The following is a 19,837-nucleotide window of genomic DNA, read 5'->3' on the forward strand; positions in this document are numbered from 1 at the left end:
AAGAAAATCTACAGCTCAATTGCAATCGTATATGACTTCTCAAATTTCTCACCCTGTGCCAGCGAATTACCATACTCCCTGTCCTTTAATTCTCCGGCAAAGCCTGCTCTGTCGCATCGGCCGTACCACGGCTCAATACAGATAAACGGTGCTCCCATTCCTGCCGGTGACCACAGACCAAATAAAGGCGCATCAAAGGACACCGTAAGGTATGGCTTCTTATCCGGTGTACACAGGCTCACCCTTGAAGCCTGTCTGTTTTCTATTATGAGCGCATCCTTATCAAACATATGCTCATCTATCTGACAGTATCCATCCACATCCACATTAAGCAGATTGTCCTCCTTATCTAAAAGTCCTCCGTCACAGATAAGTCCATAGGTGATTGCTTTGTCTGTGTCAAGTTTCAGATAATAGTCTGACTGCTTTCCCTGCTCTGCGATCGGACACATAAATGCCGGATGACCACCTATTGAGAAAAGTAAATCCTTTTTCGCAGGATTTGTCACCCTCCAGGTCACTTTTATCTCACTGCCTGAGAGCTTATAGCCGATTTCGAGCACAAACTCAAACGGATATTTTGCAAGAGTCTCATCATTTGATTTAAGTGAAAACCATGCCTCATCCTTTGTCTGTGACACAAGCTCAAACTCCATATCCCTTGCAAAGCCGTGCTGTCCCATCGGATAATCTGTCCCGTCAACGGTAAACTTCTTGTCCTTTAAGCTGCCGACAAACGGGAAAAGCACCGGTGCGCTTCTCTTCCAGTATTTCTCATCGGCATCCCACAGATACTGTGTACCTGTTTCCTTGCCGGTGATGCTTTTAAGCTCTGCTCCGAAGCTGTTTATCGTGAGCTCAAGTGATTCATTTTCCAGTTTAATCTCCATCAAATATCTCCTTTTATATTTTTTGTAGTCAGTTTTTTACATCACGAGCAGTCCAATTACCCTGACAATAAATGCTGCCACCCATGCAATCGCACACTGCAAAAGCACCACGCTGACTGCCCACTTTGCACCAAGCTCTCTCTTTATGGATGCTATAGCTGCCACGCAAGGGCTGTAGAGCAGCGAGAACACCAGAAGAGATGCAGCTGAAAGTGTTGTGAGTGCTGTCGTAACCGTTCCGCCAAACAGTATCTCAAGTGTTGATACCACACTCTCCTTTGCCATGAGTCCGCTGATAAGTGACGTGCATATACGCCAGTCTCCGAGGCCCAGAGGCTTAAAGACAGGCACGATAATACTTGAAATAGCAGCAAGCATGCTGTCCTTTGAGTCTGTTACCATGTTAAAGTGTATGTCAAAGCTCTGTAAGAACCATATCAGCATTGTTGCAATAAGTATTACTGTAAATGCCTTCTGCAAAAAGTCCTTTGCCTTCTCCCAGAGGAGCTGACACACATTCTTGGCGCCCGGCATCCTGTAGTTTGGCAGCTCCATGACAAACGGCACTGCGTCACCCCTGAACAGAGTTTTTCTGTAGATAAATGCGAAAAGTATTCCGACAATTATGCCAAGGAAGTACAGACCTCCCATGACAAGTCCGCCATGTTTCGGGAAAAATGCACTAACAAAGAATGCATAAATTGGCAATTTTGCCGAACAGCTCATAAACGGTGTGAGGAGTATAGTCATTCGACGGTCTCTCTCACTTGGCAGTGTACGTGTCGCCATGACTGCTGGCACCGTACAGCCGAAGCCTATGAGCATTGGTACTATGCTTCGTCCGGAAAGTCCTATCTTACGAAGGAGCTTGTCCATGAAGAATGCAACCCTCGCTATGTATCCGCTGTCCTCCATGAGGGATAAGAAAAAGAACAGTGTCACGATAATCGGCAAAAAGCTTAATACGCTTCCGACACCCTGAAAGATGCCGTCTATTACAAGTCCATGTAGCACCTCATTCACGCCTGCCGCTGTGAGTGCCTTATCCGTCAGTGCGGTCAGTGCTCCTATGCCCTGCTCCAAAAGCCACTGAAGGCCAGCTCCGATTACGTTGAAGGTCAGATAAAATACAGCAAGCATTATCACTATAAAGCACGGTATTGCCGTGTATTTGCCTGTAAGAACACGGTCGATACGCTCACTTCTGATACGCTCCCTGCTCTCCTTCGGTTTTACCACGGTGCTCTCGCATATTTTCTCAATAAATGTAAAGCGCATATCCGCAATTGCAGCGCTTCTGTCAAGGCCTCGCTCCTTCTCCATCTGGACAATCAGATGCTCTATTGCCTCTTTCTCATTCTCATCAAGATGAAGCTGCTCTAATATAAGTGCATCTCCCTCGATAATTTTGGTAGCAGAAAAGCGAATCGGAACTCCGGCGAGCTTTGCATGATCCTCAATCAGGTGACTGACCGCGTGTATACATCTGTGCACGGCACCGCCAAAATCATTCTCATCACAGAAATCATGTCTGCCCGGGCGCTCCTGATACTTTGCAATGTGTATCGCATGGCGCACCAGCTCATCAACACCCTGATTCTTTGCGGCAGAAATCGGTACAACAGGCACTCCTAACAGTCCCTCGATTTTATTTACATCGATTGAGCCTGAGTTTGCCGTCACCTCATCCATCATATTGAGTGCGATAACCATTGGTATATCCATCTCAAGAAGCTGCATTGTCAGATACAGGTTTCTCTCGATATTTGTCGCATCTACGATATTTATTATGGCCTTTGGCTTGTTATCGAGCACAAAGTTTCTCGACACAATCTCCTCATTCGTATATGGGCTCATTGAGTAAATGCCCGGTAAATCTGTGATTGATGTATCCGGATGTTCTTTAATAGAGCCATCCTTTCTGTCCACCGTCACTCCCGGGAAATTGCCCACATGCTGGTTTGAGCCTGTAAGCTGGTTGAAAAGTGTTGTCTTGCCGCAGTTTTGGTTTCCCACAAGTGCGTATGTGAGCTTCTCACCATCCGGAAGGGGATTGCCACTGCCCTTCACATGGTATTTGCCCTCCTCGCCAAGTCCGGGATGGGCTGTGTTGCTTATCTTTTTAGGGCCCTCATGCTTTCTTGAACGGCTGTCAATTAATTCTACCTCAATCTGTGCCGCATCATCAAGCCTCAAGGTGAGCTCATAGCCGTGCACCTGAAGCTCCATCGGGTCTCCCATCGGTGCAAATTTGATTACTGTTACTTCGGCCTTTGGGATTACTCCCATATCCAGGAAATGCTGGCGCAGTGCGCCCTCACCGCCTACTGTAAGTATTCTGGCACTCTGTCCTATGCCAAGTTCTTTTAGTGTCATTTTATCGCTTCCTAGTGTATTTATTGATAATTTTTCTCCACTTATCACAGATATCTTACCACAAAGCGTGTGCCACTGCATTCATTTTTTTCATTTAATACATCTTTTGTACAATCCTCCACAAGGATATATCCATTGTCATGACGCACAATTGCTTCCGCGAGCGAAAGTCCTATGCCGATGCTGTCTGCCGGCTGTCCGCTGCCGCTGTAAAAACGCGTAAAAATATGCTTTTTGTCCTCATCACTTATTGTCTCCCCATCGTTTTGCACTGTTATCTCTGCATACATCTCATACCTGTAAAAGCCTATCTTTACCTCACTCTCTGCGTGCTCCACTGCATTTTTTACTATGTTTGTAATGGCCTCACACTGCCAGTATGCATCAGCATGTATACAGGCATCCTTATCAGAGCCTTCATCTATGGACAGCCTTATGTCTCTCAAATCGCAAAGTGCCATAACATTGTCAGCTGCCTCAGACACAATTTCAGACAGCAGCGTATCCTTCTCATCAAACTCCACAACATCCGCTTCAAGCCTTGAAAGCTTTAAGATAGACTGCACCATATGCGATATATTGTCCACATCGCGCTTTGCCCTGCGCATTATCCTGCTTCTGTTTTCAGATGCCATATCAGGATTTCCTTCCAGATTTTCCAGATTTATCTAAAGTGATGTGAGCGGTGTGACCTTTGCAGCCCTTCTTGCACTGCCTGTTGCAGAGAAATAAATGGTTGCTATACTCAGTATCACAGCAAGAATAAGTGCAGGCAGTGATGTGTGAAAGCTCAAAGCAAAGTTAAGCCAGCCTCATCTGTTGCCATGACATATGCATACGGCTTATCCTCATTCTTGCAGCCATCTAGCTTTGCAAAGCCCATTCCCATCGTCTCAAATGTGCTTTCAATATTTCTGTTGTTTTTAAACTCCGAAAGCTCAGACATTTTCACATTCGAAAATTTCATATATCATTATTGTGCGGTCGGCCGCCTTTGCAAGTTCCATATTATGTGTAATCATAATAATTGTCTGGTTGAGCTCGCGGTTTGAGGTCTTTAATAGATGCATAATCTCGTTGCTTGCCTTGGTATCCAGGTTTCCGGTCGGCTCATCCGCTAGCACTATAGACGGTCTCGTAATCAGGGCTCTTCCTATAGATGTACGCTGCTGCTGTCCTCCTGATAGCTCATTTGGCAGATGAGTGCGTCTCTCTGTAAGTCCAAGGCGCAAAAGCATGTCATCCATCTGTGCCTTTTCCACCTTTCTTCCGTCAAGCTCCATCGGGATTGCAATGTTTTCCTCCACATTTAATATAGGTATCAGATTATAAAACTGATAAATGTTCCCCACCTGTCTTCTTCTGAATATGGCAAGCTCATCATCATTCATTGCAAAAATATCAGTGCCGTTTATATACACCTTTCCGCTTGTTGGCCTGTCAACACCTCCAAGCAGCAGTTCCATTTAATTCTCCTTTTCTTCTCTATGCGTTTTTGAGTGCTGTGCGGTCTGTCCTTTAAAGTGCAGCCGCCCCGCGATACAAGTGTATAATACATGATGTAAAGTTACAGGTAGGTTACTTTTAAAAAATAATACGGCATAATATAAAAACTCCGGTCAGAAAACAAACCATTTCTGTGCCGGAGCTTATATGTTATATGTTTTATATCATATGTTTTATAATTATCTATGCCAATAATTATTTCTGCTTATATGAAGCCAAAAAGTCTGCAAGCTTGCCTGTGGCATCCTTTAATATCTCTGTTCGAGGCAGATATACCACTCTGAAGTGATCCGGCTTATCCCAGTTGAAGCCGCCGCCGTGGATGATGAGTATCTTCTTCTCACGAAGCAGATCGAGTGCAAACTGCTCATCGTTTGTGATGTTGAACCTTGCAGTATCAATCTTTGGGAATATGTAAAATGCTGCCTTTGGCTTTACTGCCGAAATTCCCGGTATATCGTTTAATGCCTTGTAGACGTACTCTCTCTGCTCATAGATTCGTCCGCCCGGCACAATATACTCGCCTACACTCTGATATCCGCCTAAAGCCGTCTGCACTATCGACTGCGCCGGAACATTCGAGCAAAGACGCATGTTTGAGAGCATGTTGAGACCCTCGATATAGTCCTTTCCGAGCGCCTTGTTGCCGCTTAAAACCATCCATCCGATACGATAGCCTGCTATCATATGTGACTTAGAAAGACCGCTGAAGGTCACACAGAAGAGGTCCGGTGCAAGCGACGCAATAGACACATGCTCATAGTCATCCATCACCAGCCTGTCATATATCTCATCCGAAAAAATCATGAGCTCGTGCTCTCTTGCCACATCAACTATCTGCTGCAGCACCTCCCTTGGATAGAGCGCTCCTGTCGGATTGTTTGGGTTGATTATTACGATTGCCTTTGTCTTGTCTGTAATCTTCTTTTTGATATCCTCTATGTCCGGATACCACTCTGACTGCTCATCACATATATAGTGCACTGCCGTGCCTCCCGCAAGTGTAACGCAGGCTGTCCAAAGCGGATAGTCCGGTGCCGGCACCAGCACCTCATCACCATTGTCAAGAAGTGCTGACATGCTTAAGTTTATAAGCTCGCTGACTCCGTTTCCGGTGTAGATATCCTCAACCGTCACATTAGGAAGCTTTTTGAGCTGTGCATATTGCATGATTGCTTTTCTTGCAGAAAAAAGTCCCTTGGAGTTGGAATACCCCTCACAGTCCGTGAGCTGGCGAGACATATCATATATCACCTCATCAGGTGTCCTGAAGCCAAACGGCGCCGGATTTCCTATATTGAGCTTCAACACATTTGTGCCGTTTTCCTCCATGCGGGCCGCCTCATCCACCACCGGTCCTCTAACATCATAAAGCACATTATCTAATTTTCTGGATTTTCCAAATTCTCTCATCCTGACAATCTCCTTTTATTTTCGTAACAATTCCTGTATCCGTAATATATCCTGCTAGCCTAAAAGCTCAAAAACAGCCTCAGCGTCAAATACCACCTGTTTTACCTTATCAACCTCTATCTGATAAAGTGCATTTGCTGCCAGATGCTCTGCAGCCTGCTCGAGATCTCTTATGCCCGATGTGTTCTCGTGAAGCTTAATCACTGCATCAAGTCCGTCCTCTGTGAGAACGCACTCCTTCTCCTTCATTCCCATTCGCTCAAATACCTTGCGCAGGGCAAATCTCTGGAAGATGACCTTCTTCTCTTCATCGGTATAGTCCGGAATATCAATCACTGCAAAACGTGACATAAGCGGTGCAGAAATCTGGGATTTATCATTGGCTGTTGCAATCGGATATACTCCGACGGTCGGCACCATACACTCCATATAGTTGTCTGTAAAGCCCAGATTGTCAAGCAGTGTCAAAAGCACATCTGCCGGATTTCCGTTGCCGTTTTTGCTTGAGGCCTTGTCGAGCTCATTGATGATAAATACAAGATTTGACTCTCCCGCCTGTGAAAATGCCTCCATAATGATTCCCGGCTTTGCGTTTGAATAGATTCTTGAGCTTCCTGTGAGCTGCTCTGCATCATTTATGGAGCTCATATCGAGTGTGGTCCATGGAAGCTTGAGAATACGTGCAACAGCATATGCAATCTGTGACTTTCCGGTTCCTGCCGGTCCGCAGAGCAACAGTCCGTAGGCAGGGAGTGTATGAGTCCTGTTTATCTGGATAATGGTCTCAATGATTCTCTGCTTCACGCTCTCCATACCATAGAGCTCCTCATCGAGTATGCGCCTTGCCTCCACAGGGTCAATTGCCTCAAAGTAATTTCCCTTCCACTGGATATTCATCATGATGGAAAGTGCTCTCTGCGCATGGCGTCTCTCCTCAGGTGATACCTCGCTTGAACGCGCAACTGCCAGATTTCTTCTGGCCCACAGCAGTATATTGTCAGGCAGTGTACGGCCTGCACAAGTCATAAAATCTGTGATGCTCTGTATACTGGTGAGCTTCATGCTGTCGCCCTCTTCCTCGTAATCATCGAGGTCAGGTTCATCCTCAGGCATGGTGCTGGCAAAGAGCCTTTCCATCATATACTGCAGGAATCCGTCCTCTGCAGACAGCTTTGTGCCTCTGCCAAGAGACACCTCCCTCACCCTGTATACTGCGTATCCGTCAGGTGTATTGGCTCCTGAAAGCTGTACCTTTATGTGATTTTCGCCAAGCCACTTAAAAAGGCTAACAAAGCGGGAATCAATGCGCAGGATATCTGCACTAATCACCCCATCACCATCCTCAAATTCAAAGGATGTACGCTTTATCGGATTTGTAAACATACCGAGCGCATGATGCGCCCATTCCTTTTGCTTATTGTCTATCACAACAATCGGTTTATCGGCCGATGCCTTGGTCTCTGTCGAATGAAATGTCTCATATGTACACTCCGGATGCTCATTTGCTACCGGTGTATCGCTAAAATCAAATACTGGCATTTTTATTCCTCTCTTTTCATAATTGTATTCTTCATCATACCCTGTCAAAGGCTATGTCCTGTACCACCTCGCCCGCGATGATAAGTCCTGCCACTGATGGTACAAATGCAAGGCTTCCGGGAATATCCCTGCGCTCTGTGCACTTGTGTTCGGCACCCGGCGGGCAGATGCAGTTGGTTCTGCAGCTTATAGACATATCCTCTATCGGTCTTGTAGGCTTCTCCTCAGAGTATACCACCTTGAGCTTTTTCACGCCACGTTTTTTAAGCTCACGGCGCATGACCTTTGCAAGAGGACACATGCTGGTCTTATATATATCAGCCACCTTAAATGCACTTGCATCCAGCTTATTTCCCGCTCCCATACTGCTTATGATAGGGACATTTTTCTCCTGTGCCTTCATGACAAGCGCAATCTTTGCTGTGACTGTATCAACCGCGTCAACTATATAATCATACTCTTCAAACGGAAATTCATCAGCATTTTCCGGCAAAAAGAAGCACCTGTGCGTCACGACACTGACATCAGGATTAATATCATGAATCCTCTCCTCCATCACATCTGTCTTGTATTTTCCTACGGTCTTTCGGGTTGCGATTATCTGCCTGTTTAGGTTTGTAAGACACACCTTGTCATCATCGATAAGGTCAATCGCTCCTACGCCGCTTCTGACTAGTGCCTCGCAGACATATCCGCCCACTCCTCCTATTCCAAATACTGCGACTCTTGCGCCCTTTAGCCTATCCATCGCCTCTTTTCCAAGCAAAAGCTGCGTTCTTGAAAACTGATTTAACATTTATTTCTCCTTTTCATCCCTGACCACGCCGACACCGGCAGAAATCAGGAGTCTTACTGTATCCTTAAGTATGCTCCAGTCAGCCTTTGACAGCTCATCGGCAGCCTTTATCATCTCAATGAGCTGCTTAAATGACATCTGGTCAAGGTTCTCAAAATTGGAGTCCGATGCTATTGAAAAAAGTACATTTACAAACTGCTTTCGCTGCGCCTCATCCATGCTGCCTATCCAGTTTCTGAGTGTCTTGTCAAGGCGCACACTGTTTTTGTCCAGCCCATCCGCCTTTATGATATGGGAGCCCATTATCTCCCATGAAAAAGCATCATGCTGCAGCGGCCCCGAATTACGGCTTCTTACCACCTCATAATCGTCCACATGCTCAAGCAATAAGCCAACAATAGACGACTGCGGCAGAAATGTCTCTATTCTGTCAAAAATTCTTTTGTAGCCTGCCGTATATATCATCTTGTGATTGAAGCCCGGCCCGTCAAAATTAAACACCTTAATAATGACATCCTGCACCTCTTTATCCACATGCATGGCGGCAAACACTGCCAGATTTCCACCCTTTGAGTGTCCGCCTATCCACAGCTTTCTTGTATTGAAGCTTTTATTGTTGATATTTTCATCATCTAAAGCTTTTTCATTTATGTTCCTATCATCATTGCATATATATGCTGCCACCTGCTTTAAATATTTTTTCGCCTTGTTCTGTCCGGGTGTCTCATCGAGATAGCTTAGATTAAAGTTTTCCTTCCAGCCGACCACTGAATGGTCTGTACCACTGTAGGAAATGAAATATGTGCCGTCAGGCAGCTCTATCGTAACCGCAGAAAACTGCGACTCCTCTTTTTCACTAATATCGTATATATAATATCTCAAAATGCAGTCAGCATAGCGCCTTGAGTGCGCCAGCTTTTGCAGCAGCCTCGCGGAGTGGCGGAAAAGATTAGGCATCTTCTCAATCTCATCATCACTGTGGTCCGCGCAGTAAAGGCTTGAAAGCTGTTTTATCGTAAGATATGACTTCTTTGCATCCGGCATATATGGCTTCATCTGCACATAAATAAGCTGTGAAAAAATCAGTCCGTCCACCTCATTTACATGCACCTCATCAAAGCCTATATCTCCACGCCAGTCAATATAATCCATGATATCTGCCATACAATGCCCTCCTGAAATATATCTGTCTTATTCATCATAGTGCTCTAGGAAGCTGTGCTTTATGCCATCCTTTTTATATGCTACAACCGTAACCAGATTTACATTCTCCACGCTCTTAAATATATTTGCCTCGACAAAAGGATTCACCTTTTTAAGATTAGCGATGAGCTGCTTTATCTCAACACGCTTTGAGCGGTTTTCCTCATTATTGCAGGTGGTACAGGTATCTGTAAACTTGCAGGCACACTGTATGAAATGCAGACCGTTGTAATCACGCCATGCCTTGATATCGTCCTCCCTGACCAGGTAAAGAGGCCTGATAAGTTCCATGCCCTCAAAGTTTGTGCTGTGAAGCTTAGGCATCATGGTCTGTACCTGTGCACCGTAGAGCATGCCCATGAGTATCGTCTCGATAACGTCATCATAGTGATGTCCGAGCGCAATTTTATTGCAGCCCAGCTCCTTTGCAAATGCATACAGATGTCCTCTTCTCATCCTCGCACATAAATAGCATGGCGATTTTTCGATATCATATACAGCATCAAATATATCTGACTCAAAAATAGTGGCTGGGATGCCAAGGTTCCTGCAGTTTTCCTCTATGACATGCCTGTTCGCCTCATTGTAGCCCGGGTCCATGACGAGAAACTTCACATCAAAATCAAACTTGTTGTGATGCTTAAGCTCCTGAAACAGCTTTGCCATAAGCATGGAATCCTTACCTCCCGAGATACACACTGCAATCTTATCCCCCGGTTTTACAAGCTCATAGGTGTTTATCGCCTTTGTAAACTTGCGCCAGATAGATTTCTTAAATTTCTTTCTGATGCTTTGCTCCACATCTGACTTTATATCGCGCTCTGCCACCTCATCCTCTTTCATGGCATCAAGCAGCCAGCTTATATAGCCTCCCTTTAAGCTTGCCGCATCAAAACCTTTTTCTGTGAGATACTCTGCCACGTCCACACTCGTCTTTCCACGGCTGCAGACTATGACAAGCTTCTTATCATGCGGCACCCTCTCATCTGACTCTATTTCCTCTGCCTGAATATTGAGTGCTCCCTTTATGGCACCGTGCGCCACCTCTTCCTCACTTCTTATATCTATTATCTGATAGCTGTTACTATCCAGCTTTTTAACTTCTTCTATACTAAGCTGCATTTTATTTCTCCTATATTATTTCCGCAATGACTTTATTTCCTGAAATATCCTGTACTCATAATATGCCGTCACCACAAGGATGAGCCCTATCATAATGAGGCTGTATACATCGCGGATTGCTATTCCAAACGCATCACACACGCATGGCACCAAAAGTCCCGCAGTAAAAACAAGCTTTACAAACGTCAAAAGCCTGAGTGAATACTTTCTGATATTGCCCACACACAGCTCCGCTGCTATGTGATTGAGCTTTTCCGGATAATGCTGCAGCCATGTGATTGCAATGTATACAAGCAAAAGCACAAGTATATTGGCCACAAACTTAAATACCTGTATGTGATAGCACACTCCATAATAAATCTGTAAGCCTATATACGCAAGAGCTAAAAGCGCATCTATTGCCTCAAGCACCGCCGAAGCAAAGGTCATATCTCTTTTTCTCATATAAATCTACTACCTTTCATTAACACCTTAAACACGTAAAAATAAGGTAAAACGATATTGTTTCTCTCTAAACTATCTAATTTTATCATATTATGGACTATCTTTCTAGAAAAATTGTGATATAATAATCAGGTTAAAGGAATTTTATTTAAAAATTAATAATACAACGAGGTTTAATCGAAAATGAGCAAATTAACAATACCAAAGAACTATTCTTCGGCACTGAATCTTCACGATACACAGCTTGCCATCAAGACTGTTAAGGATTTCTTCCAGGGCATGCTCGCACAGCGTCTTTCCCTGACACGTGTTTCAGCACCGCTTTTCGTTGATCCTACCACAGGCTTAAACGATAACTTAAACGGATATGAAAGACCTGTTACCTTCGGCATCCTTGAGCAGGGTGACAAGGAGGCTGAGGTCGTTCACTCTCTTGCCAAGTGGAAGAGATATGCATTAAAGAAATACGGCTTTTCTCTCGGCGAGGGCATCTACACAGATATGAATGCCATAAGACGTGATGAGGAGACTGACAATATCCACTCTATATTTGTTGACCAGTGGGACTGGGAAAAGGTCATCCGCAAGGAGGACAGAAACTTAGACTTCCTTAAGGAAACAGTAAAGACTGTATACAAATGCCTGCGCAAAACCGAGCAGTATATGGCTATACAGTACGACTACATAGATTTGATTCTGCCAAAGGATATCACCTTTATCACCACATCAGAGCTTGAGGAAATGTTCCCGGACAATACTCCAAAGGAGCGCGAGTATTATTTTGCAAAGGCAAAGGGTGCAATCTGTGTAATGCAGATTGGTGACAAGCTTGCAAACGGAGAGCCTCACGACGGACGTGCCCCTGACTATGACGACTGGGCTTTAAACGCTGATATCATCGTATACTATCCTGTTCTTGATATCGCACTTGAGCTTTCATCAATGGGTATCCGTGTAGATGAAAAAGCTCTAAAGGAGCAGCTTGACAAGGCCGGATGTCCTGAGCGTGCCAAGCTTCCATTCCAGAAGGCTATCCTCAACAAGGAGCTTCCGTACACTATCGGAGGCGGAATCGGACAGTCACGAATCTGTATGTTCTTCCTCAGAAAGGCTCATATCGGTGAGGTACAGAGCTCACTGTGGCCTGAGGAGACAATTAAGGCATGTGAGGAGCATGGTATTCAATTGCTATAATCTGCATACCATACTTTACTGTTTGTTATTAGTCCGTATAAATTTAGTACACTATACTAATGATATGAGGGGTCAAAAGATATATTTTGCCCCTCATTTATGATTATTAATGAATTTAATAAAAAACCTGCTGTGTCAGACAAGCATGACACAGCAGGTTTTATTATTTCTTATTTTTCCATATACATCACAAACATCAGCATAAATGCATGTGTTGCTGCTATTATCTACACAAACATCCTCCATGCAGCCCTGATCTGTGAACTCAGCCTCTCAAACTGCCAATGGGTATTGCTCTTTATGATACTGTTTGGATCATTTATAGTAAAGCCCTCATCATCATAGCCTGTGATCACCATAAAATGCCCATTGTCTGTGAAATCTCCCGGACCGACATTTACGACTATCAGATTGCCCTCATCAAGCCTTTCTTTAAATGTATCCTCATCCACCTTTATAGTCTTTGCATTTACACCGTAGTGCCTGCAGCCCTTGCTCATAAGATCCCATGCACTTCCGGAGCCATCCACACTGTAGCCGGCCTCCTTTGCATACTCTGCCACCGCAAGAGGTGATGCCTGTGCATCATGTGTCAGATATAATACAACCATCGAAAGTGCAGTCGGACCGCAGCCACTCGCCGCAAAATAATTGCCACTGTACTTTTCATAGCCCCATCTCTTATCCCACTGCTGCAAAAGAGGTACTGTATCCTGCGAGGCCTCTGCAGTCAGATCAATATCATGCTCTTTCGAATGCTCCTTAGGATACTCATATATGAAGTCAATTGCCTCATCATTTTTCTTTGCAAGCTCCTTTAGCTGCCCCGGATACTTTGCACTGTGAAGTATCTCATCAAGCTTCGTTTCCTTGTCAGGCTCGCTGTCTTGCTCCGCAGCGTTTACATCAGCCTCTGAGCTGTTTTGCTTTTTTCCTGAATCCATTTTAGATGCGGTAAGCAAATTATTATTCTTCTGCACATCAACATCTCCTGATTGCGTCTTATTATCAGCACTTACCGCTGCTTCTGTAACAGGAACCAAAAGCTGCATGCCACACGCCAGAAATGTTGTTATGATTATCGCTGCACAAAGAACTATTGCGCCTATTTTCATTCGCCTGTCGCGGTGCCTTGCACGTTTTATGCTTCCCTGCTTTCTATGAGTTTTCTTATGTGTCTTTCCCATTGTTTTCCTCTTACTATTACAGCTTATCAACCTCATCCATCCAGATACGTCCACACGCATCAGAAGGCATTCTTAGGTCTCCTCTCGGTGAGACCGCCACTGTTCCTACCTTTGGTCCATCCGGCAGACATGAGCGCTTGAACTGCTGTGCGAAAAATCTGCGATAGAAGTTCTTAAGCCATTTGAGAATAAACTCATCATCATATTTTCCTTCAAATGCTATCCTTGCAAGGCGGTAAACCTTGGCAGGAGCATAGCCGCAGCGCAGCATATTGTAAAGGAAGAAGTCATGCAGCTCATAAGGGCCCACAAGATCCTCTGTCTTCTGTGAAATCTTACCGTTTTCAGGTGGTAAAAGCTCAGGAGAAACAGGTGTATCAAGCACATCAAGAAGTGTACTTTCCAGCAAATCGCTGCCGCAGGTATCTGCATAGTATTTTACCAGATGGCGCACCAGCGTCTTTGGAACCGATGCATTTACAGCATACATGGACATATGGTCTCCGTTGTAGGTAGCCCAGCCGAGTGCCAGCTCTGACAAATCTCCTGTACCTATAACCATTCCGTTTTCCTTGTTTGCGATATCCATAAGTATCTGTGTGCGCTCGCGTGCCTGTCCATTCTCGTAGGTGACATCATGCACAGACGGATTCTGTCCGATATCCCTGAAATGTATATTTACAGCATCCTTTATATCCACCTCGATAAATGTAGCTCCAAGGCATTTAATGAGATTTACCGCATTGTCATATGTGCGGTCTGTTGTTCCAAAGCCCGGCATAGTAACTGCCGCTATATCCTTGTGATCCTTTCCCAAAAGGTCAAATGCTCTTACCGTGACAAGCAGTGCCAGTGTGGAGTCGAGTCCTCCTGAAATACCGATAACCGCGGTCTTGCAGTTGGTATGCTCTAATCTCTTTTTAAGCCCCATAGCCTGAATCATAAGAATCTCATCACAGCGTCTGTCCCTGTCTGTCTTGTCTGCCGGAACAAAAGGAGCCGGATTTACATAGCGGCTAAGAGTGGTATCCTTTACCTCAAGATCAAACTCAGCCCATCTGTGATCATCCTCGACAACAAATGTTGTCATCCTGCGCCTCTCAGTCTCTATTCTTTCCACATCAAACTCGCTGTATATAGTCTCATTTGTAAAGCGCTTTGACTCGGCAAGCACATTTCCGTTTTCACAGATGAGATTGTGTCCTGAATAGACCACATCCTGTGTGGACTCACCGTCTCCCGCTGACGCATAAATATATCCACAGATTAATCTGGCAGACTGTCCGCTCACAAGCTCTCTCCTGTATATTGCCTTGCCTGTCACCTCATCTGATGCTGATAGATTGACAATCACAGTAGCACCCGACATCGCGTGTCTGATGCTCGGCGGGTTCGGAGTCCAAAGATCCTCACAAAGCTCCACCGCTATCTTAAGCTTTGGCAGCTGCTTGCAGCTAAAAATAAAATCAGTATCTACATACACCTGCTGTCCATTTTTCAGTGTGACATATGTGCTAAGGTTTTCTCCCGATGCAAAATGCCTTGCCTCATAAAACTCATTATAGTTTGGCAGAAATGTCTTTGGCACCATGGCAAGCACCTCTCCGCGCGATACAACTGCCGCCATATTATAGAGCATGCCGTTTATCTCATATGGAAGCCCTATGAAAAATATGCCGTCAAGGCTCCTGCTGTAATCAGCTATTCCTATAAGCTCATCCTCTGCTGCAGCGATGAGCTTATCCTGCCAGAAAAGATCCTGACAGGTGTATCCGGTAATGCAAAGCTCCGGGAAAACAACCACCTTTGCCCCGTTATCAGTGCACTCCTTCATAAGAGCTTTAATAAGCTGTCCGTTGTATACAGTATCAGCCACCTTTACCTTTGGTGTCGCTGCAGCGACCTTTATATATCCGTCCTTCAATTAGCGCATCTCCTTCAACTCATCCACCGTAAACTCATATGCCTTATTACAGAACTGGCACTTTACCTCAATGCTCTCGCCATCTGCGATAATGGAATCAAGATCCTTTTTGCTCAGTGTGGAAAGTGCTCTGCTCACACGCTCCTTTGAACAGTCACAGTGGAAGCGTGTCTCAGTCGTATCTGTGATTTCAAGCCCGAAATCCCCTAAAATTTCCTCAAGTATCTGCTCCGGAGTCAGCCCCCTGTCAAGCATCTGTGTCACAGAATCAATCTCTGTGATTTTCTTTTCAAGCCTGTCCACAACATCCTCCGGTGTAAACGGCATAAGCTGGATGATAAATCCACCGGCCTGCTTTACGCTCTGGTCCTTATCCACCAGCACGCCAAGACCAACCGCCGATGGAATCTGCTCAGATGTGGCAAAATAATAGGTCAGATCCTCAGCTATCTCACCTGTTTTAAGCTCACACTGACCTGAATACGGCTCCTTTAAGCCCATATCCTTTATGACTGTGAGTATTCCAAGATCAAGCGCTCCACCCACATCAAGCTTGCCTGCCGCATTGAGTGGCAGCTCAACCTGTGGATTCATGGCAAAGCCTTTTACATTGCCGTGCGAATCTGCTGTGACGGTAAGCCCCTTTGCAGGTCCGCTGCACTGTATCTGAAGAGTTATGATATCCTTATCGCCTTTCATCATAGCTCCCATCATGGCTCCCGCAGAAAGAAGTCTGCCAAGTGCCGCCGTCATGACAGGTGTTGTCATGTGATCCTCTCTGGCGGTCTCCACCATCTCCCTTGATGTTACAGCAAATGCTCTGATATTGGCATCCGCCGCTGTTGCTCTTACTATATAATCTGACATAATTTACCTCTCATTATCTAATTCTATCCTTTATGTGCAATTACAGTGACCTTCTCACTGTCACACTTCACCTGATCGTCTGTGTACGCATCATACACCGCATCAAACACAAGTCCCGACTGCTCAAGAAGCTCCTTAAGTTCTGAAATCTCATAGCATCTCTGGAAATGAGTTTCCTCAAACTTCTTGTAGATGTCATCCTCATCCTCTGACTGCTCCTTTATAAAAAGTGTCAGGTCATACTCGTTTATTTTCTCATCGGCATCATAATAATTGTCCCATATAAAGCTGCCCTCATCACGGTTTTCAGCTATGGTATTATCAGCCATGAGCACCTCATATTTATATGGAGTATTGATATCAAATATAAAAATGCCACCCTCTTTAAGACTTTCGCTCACGCAGAAAAAAACTGCCTGAAGATCCTCAGGCTCAAGAATATAATTGATGCTGTCACATGCGCTTACGACGGCACTCACCTTTTCTCCCGGTTCAAACTCTCTCATATCCTGCATCAGATAAAGGATTCTGTCATCCTCTCTCTCAAGCGCCATATCAAGCATGTCAAAAGAATTGTCAATGCCTATCATATCATAGCCTGCATCTGCAAGAAGCGTGGTAAGCTTTCCCGTACCACAGCCTAAGTCCACGACATATCCACTGTCTATGCCATTTGCACGCAGTTTTTCGACAATATATCTGCCCCACACCTCATATGGCACATTGTCCATGAACATGTCATACACCCGGGCAAAACTCGTGTATGCTTCCATAATTACCTCATTTCATATTATAGAGCCCCTGCTGCTTACATGCGAGCATGACGCATCAGCTTTTTTGTTCTCAGTGGTTCTAAGGATTACCGTAACTATTTAGAACCATCCCACGCACATTCGCAAAACCGCACGATGCTCGTGCTTTCCCGCTGCTTTGCAGCTAATTTTGCTCATATGTGTGGGGGTGGCTCTATTCGAGCCACCTTGAGAACAAGAAAACCTGCTGCTTACATGCGAGCATGACGCATCAGCTTTTTTGTTCTCAGTGGTTCTGAATAGTTACTATTGATTATATAATAACAATTAAATGTCTCAAAATCAAGGTTGATATAAGGCCCAAAAACCATTATACTAAGCATATGATTGATAATTACGAACACTACATTACAAAAAACATCAAAGCATTTTACAAAAGGCGTCTTTTCTCACCGATTGTATACATCATTCTGCTTACCGTGCTATGGTTTGCATTTTCACTCGGAGATATTTTATCGCCCATACATATTGACGATTCTGTCAGCTTTGAAGCTGCATACAAGGATTCGGACAGATATGTAAAAACCACCCTTAAAAAGCTTTACTTTACCGGCTACACCATGAAGGACGGCAACGATATCAAGGGCTATTACTACTACTGCATGCGCGGTGAGCACTGCTCTATTGTACTGCTTGCACCATCCACCTGTGAGGAGGGTCTGCCCTCTATCGATAAGCTCACGGTGGTCGGTAAAATCGTAAAGGGAAGGGGCACCTACACACAGTTTGTAAATAAACTGTCTAAGGATCTGAGTTGGGATTCCAAGGGACTCTCCGATACCATAACAGGCTACTATCTTAATGAGCCTGAGTACCATTTGAAAACTACTATTTTTATGTTTGTTTTTTATTTTGGCACTCTTATCTATGCTGTTATCAGCCTGATATTCTACATCCTGTGCATCAGGTTTCCTGTTTTGGCACCGGCATGTCAGAATCTTGTTGTATTCGGCAATCCGCACAAGCTGCTTGCCGAGGCTGAGGAGGAGCTTGCGACACTGCCACAGCTTGCCACCGAGGATATGTTTATCACAGAGCACTATTTTATCATGACCTCGCCTTATGGCAATGCCATCGTGCCTATCAAAGAGATTTTATGGATTTACAAATACTCTACCCTGCACAAGATTCTGTGGTATCATTTCAGCATATCATATACACTGCATATTTCCGCAAATAAGCATCTGTATATTCACTGTCCGAAGAACACGAAGTCTGATATCGATGGTATCATCGATTATCTGGCTGAGGCTAATCATGATATTCTGGTTGGTTTCAGTGAGGAGAACAGATTGAAGGTGCAGGCTATTCAGGGAAAACCGCTTCATGTGGAGAGACTGCTTGCGTGGAAAAATAAATAAAGTGTCTCAGTTTATTGGCTAAAATGACGGAGCCTCGCAACAGCACTGATGCAAAATACGCTAATATTACGCAGCCAAGAGGCTGTAAGAATTATGCTTCACGCGCATAAACAACAATCCGCTACACCAAAATCTGGCATAGCGGATTTATTTATACATCTATCTATTTTTATTTATCAAGCAAATCTGTGTAGAAATCAGCGTAATGTGTCTCACCTGACTTGATGTAGTCAATGGCTGCTGATGGATGCTGATTTAAGCGTCCTGTGAGCAGGTATGGAATATCGTAGCCCCATACAGCACCGCTCTCCTTGAGAGGAAGCATATGCTCTTCAATGAATTTGAGTACAGGGAATACATTGTATTTTGGATTTTTGAGGAAGCTGAGTAAAAGCTCCATCGCACAGTTTCCTGCGCCTCGTCCCATGCCCATCATTGTTGCATCTAACAGGCTGACTCCCTGGGCTGCTGCCTCTATGGTATTTGCAAATGCAAGCTGCTGATTATTGTGCGCATGCATTCCTACGAACTTTCCGTTTGCCTCAGCAATTTCTGTGTATTTATCGGCAGTGCGGCGAATCTGCTCAGGGTAGAGAGCTCCGTAGCTGTCCACGATGTATATGCCGTCTGCAGAGCTCTTGGCAACCATGTCAAGTGCCTGATCTAAGTCTGATTCCTGTGTATTTGAGATAGCCATGATGTTGCAGGTTACCTCGTATCCCTTGGACTTGGCATCCTCAATCATCTCGATTGCTGCTGGCATCTGATGTACATATGTAGCCACACGCACCATGTCAATCACACTGTCCTCGCGAGGGAGAATATCCTTCTTGTAGTCACATCTGCCGACATCCGCCATGACAGAAATCTTCATATCAGAGTTGTTGTCTCCGACTATCTCACGGATAGCTGCCTCATCACAGAACTTCCATTTGCCGAATTTATTTACATCAAAAAGCTCCTTAGATGCTTTATAACCAAACTCCATATAGTCGATGCCTGCCTTTACGTTTGCACGATAAAGAGCATTGATAAAATCATCTGTAAACATAAAGTTGTTTACCAGTCCTCCATCCCTAATGGTAGCGTCAAGCACGCGGATATCAGGGCGTGCTGTCATTAAATCACCTTTCTGAGCCATTTTTGTTTCCTCCAAGTATAAATATTATTGTAACAAATATAAATATTACTGTAGCTTGATGT

18 protein-coding genes are annotated in these 19,837 nt (G+C 44.7%); 2 read left to right on the plus strand and 16 right to left on the minus strand.

The features are described 5' to 3' along the window. Window positions 1-8: 8 nt before the first annotated feature. From ACTQ1L_RS10050 to ACTQ1L_RS10100, 11 genes are all read right to left on the minus strand, one after another. Complete coding sequence (locus ACTQ1L_RS10050) at window positions 9-890, minus strand: aldose 1-epimerase family protein (RefSeq protein ID WP_441366922.1); 882 nt, start codon at window positions 888-890, stop codon at window positions 9-11. 36 nt (window positions 891-926) lie between these two features. Then, window positions 927-3,266 carry a ferrous iron transport protein B gene (gene feoB, locus ACTQ1L_RS10055; RefSeq protein ID WP_441366924.1) on the minus strand — a complete coding sequence of 780 codons (2,340 nt, stop codon included), beginning with the start codon at window positions 3,264-3,266 and terminating at the stop codon, window positions 927-929. Window positions 3,267-3,310: 44 nt separating this feature from the next. Continuing rightward, window positions 3,311-3,901, minus strand: a complete 591-nt coding sequence (locus ACTQ1L_RS10060; protein WP_441366925.1) for a sensor histidine kinase — start codon at window positions 3,899-3,901, stop codon at window positions 3,311-3,313. 155 nt (window positions 3,902-4,056) lie between these two features. Beyond that, window positions 4,057-4,212 (minus strand): hypothetical protein, encoded by a 156-nt coding sequence (locus ACTQ1L_RS10065; RefSeq protein WP_441366926.1) that lies wholly within the window; start codon window positions 4,210-4,212, stop codon window positions 4,057-4,059. Beyond that, complete coding sequence (locus tag ACTQ1L_RS10070; RefSeq protein WP_441366928.1) at window positions 4,205-4,732, minus strand: ABC transporter ATP-binding protein; 528 nt, start codon at window positions 4,730-4,732, stop codon at window positions 4,205-4,207. Before ACTQ1L_RS10070 ends, ACTQ1L_RS10065 begins: the two co-directional genes overlap by 8 nt. A 235-nt stretch (window positions 4,733-4,967) precedes the next feature. Beyond that, window positions 4,968-6,185 (minus strand): aminotransferase class I/II-fold pyridoxal phosphate-dependent enzyme, encoded by a 1,218-nt coding sequence (locus ACTQ1L_RS10075; RefSeq protein WP_015568787.1) that lies wholly within the window; start codon window positions 6,183-6,185, stop codon window positions 4,968-4,970. Window positions 6,186-6,239: 54 nt separating this feature from the next. Continuing rightward, window positions 6,240-7,724 (minus strand): AAA family ATPase, encoded by a 1,485-nt coding sequence (locus tag ACTQ1L_RS10080; protein ID WP_441366931.1) that lies wholly within the window; start codon window positions 7,722-7,724, stop codon window positions 6,240-6,242. Between the two features lie 34 nt (window positions 7,725-7,758). Next, the gene (locus ACTQ1L_RS10085; RefSeq protein ID WP_321112495.1) at window positions 7,759-8,520 is read right to left on the minus strand and encodes a tRNA threonylcarbamoyladenosine dehydratase; all 762 of its coding nucleotides are present in this window, start codon (window positions 8,518-8,520) and stop codon (window positions 7,759-7,761) included. After that, entirely contained in the window at window positions 8,521-9,684 is a 1,164-nt protein-coding gene (locus tag ACTQ1L_RS10090; protein ID WP_441366933.1) for an Mbeg1-like protein, read from the minus strand. A gap of 27 nt (window positions 9,685-9,711) precedes the next feature. Beyond that, complete coding sequence (locus tag ACTQ1L_RS10095; protein ID WP_441366934.1) at window positions 9,712-10,845, minus strand: ATP-binding protein; 1,134 nt, start codon at window positions 10,843-10,845, stop codon at window positions 9,712-9,714. 15 nt (window positions 10,846-10,860) lie between these two features. Then, window positions 10,861-11,289 carry a hypothetical protein gene (locus ACTQ1L_RS10100; RefSeq protein ID WP_015568790.1) on the minus strand — a complete coding sequence of 143 codons (429 nt, stop codon included), beginning with the start codon at window positions 11,287-11,289 and terminating at the stop codon, window positions 10,861-10,863. 183 nt (window positions 11,290-11,472) lie between these two features. Here ACTQ1L_RS10100 and asnA point away from each other — a divergent pair, with 183 nt between their 5' ends. After that, the gene (gene asnA / locus ACTQ1L_RS10105; protein ID WP_015517073.1) at window positions 11,473-12,483 is read left to right on the plus strand and encodes an aspartate--ammonia ligase; all 1,011 of its coding nucleotides are present in this window, start codon (window positions 11,473-11,475) and stop codon (window positions 12,481-12,483) included. 227 nt (window positions 12,484-12,710) lie between these two features. On the opposite strand, the gene ACTQ1L_RS10110 is transcribed toward asnA, so the two are convergent. From ACTQ1L_RS10110 to ACTQ1L_RS10125, 4 genes are read right to left on the minus strand one after another with little or no spacing between them, the layout of a single operon-like run. Then, entirely contained in the window at window positions 12,711-13,670 is a 960-nt protein-coding gene (locus ACTQ1L_RS10110) for a C39 family peptidase (protein WP_441366936.1), read from the minus strand. A gap of 16 nt (window positions 13,671-13,686) precedes the next feature. After that, window positions 13,687-15,594: an NAD(+) synthase gene (locus ACTQ1L_RS10115; RefSeq protein WP_441366937.1), complete on the minus strand. Its 1,908-nt coding sequence runs from the start codon at window positions 15,592-15,594 to the stop codon at window positions 13,687-13,689. Further along, window positions 15,595-16,461 (minus strand): Hsp33 family molecular chaperone HslO, encoded by an 867-nt coding sequence (hslO, locus tag ACTQ1L_RS10120; protein WP_321112502.1) that lies wholly within the window; start codon window positions 16,459-16,461, stop codon window positions 15,595-15,597. It abuts the gene before it with no gap. Window positions 16,462-16,484: 23 nt separating this feature from the next. Then, window positions 16,485-17,234: a class I SAM-dependent DNA methyltransferase gene (locus ACTQ1L_RS10125; protein WP_055061365.1), complete on the minus strand. Its 750-nt coding sequence runs from the start codon at window positions 17,232-17,234 to the stop codon at window positions 16,485-16,487. Between the two features lie 362 nt (window positions 17,235-17,596). Between ACTQ1L_RS10125 and ACTQ1L_RS10130 the strand changes: the two genes are divergently transcribed. Continuing rightward, entirely contained in the window at window positions 17,597-18,634 is a 1,038-nt protein-coding gene (locus tag ACTQ1L_RS10130) for a DUF6709 family protein (RefSeq protein WP_441366940.1), read from the plus strand. Between the two features lie 169 nt (window positions 18,635-18,803). Here ACTQ1L_RS10130 and ACTQ1L_RS10135 read toward each other — a convergent pair whose 3' ends face one another. Continuing rightward, on the minus strand, window positions 18,804-19,775 hold the full coding sequence (locus tag ACTQ1L_RS10135; RefSeq protein ID WP_055223622.1) for an aldolase catalytic domain-containing protein: 972 nt from the start codon (window positions 19,773-19,775) through the stop codon (window positions 18,804-18,806). Window positions 19,776-19,837: the final 62 nt, after the last annotated feature.

The sequence above is a fragment of the Agathobacter sp. LCP21S3_B2 genome (assembly GCF_052118705.1).
GTDB lineage: Bacteria > Bacillota > Clostridia > Lachnospirales > Lachnospiraceae > Roseburia.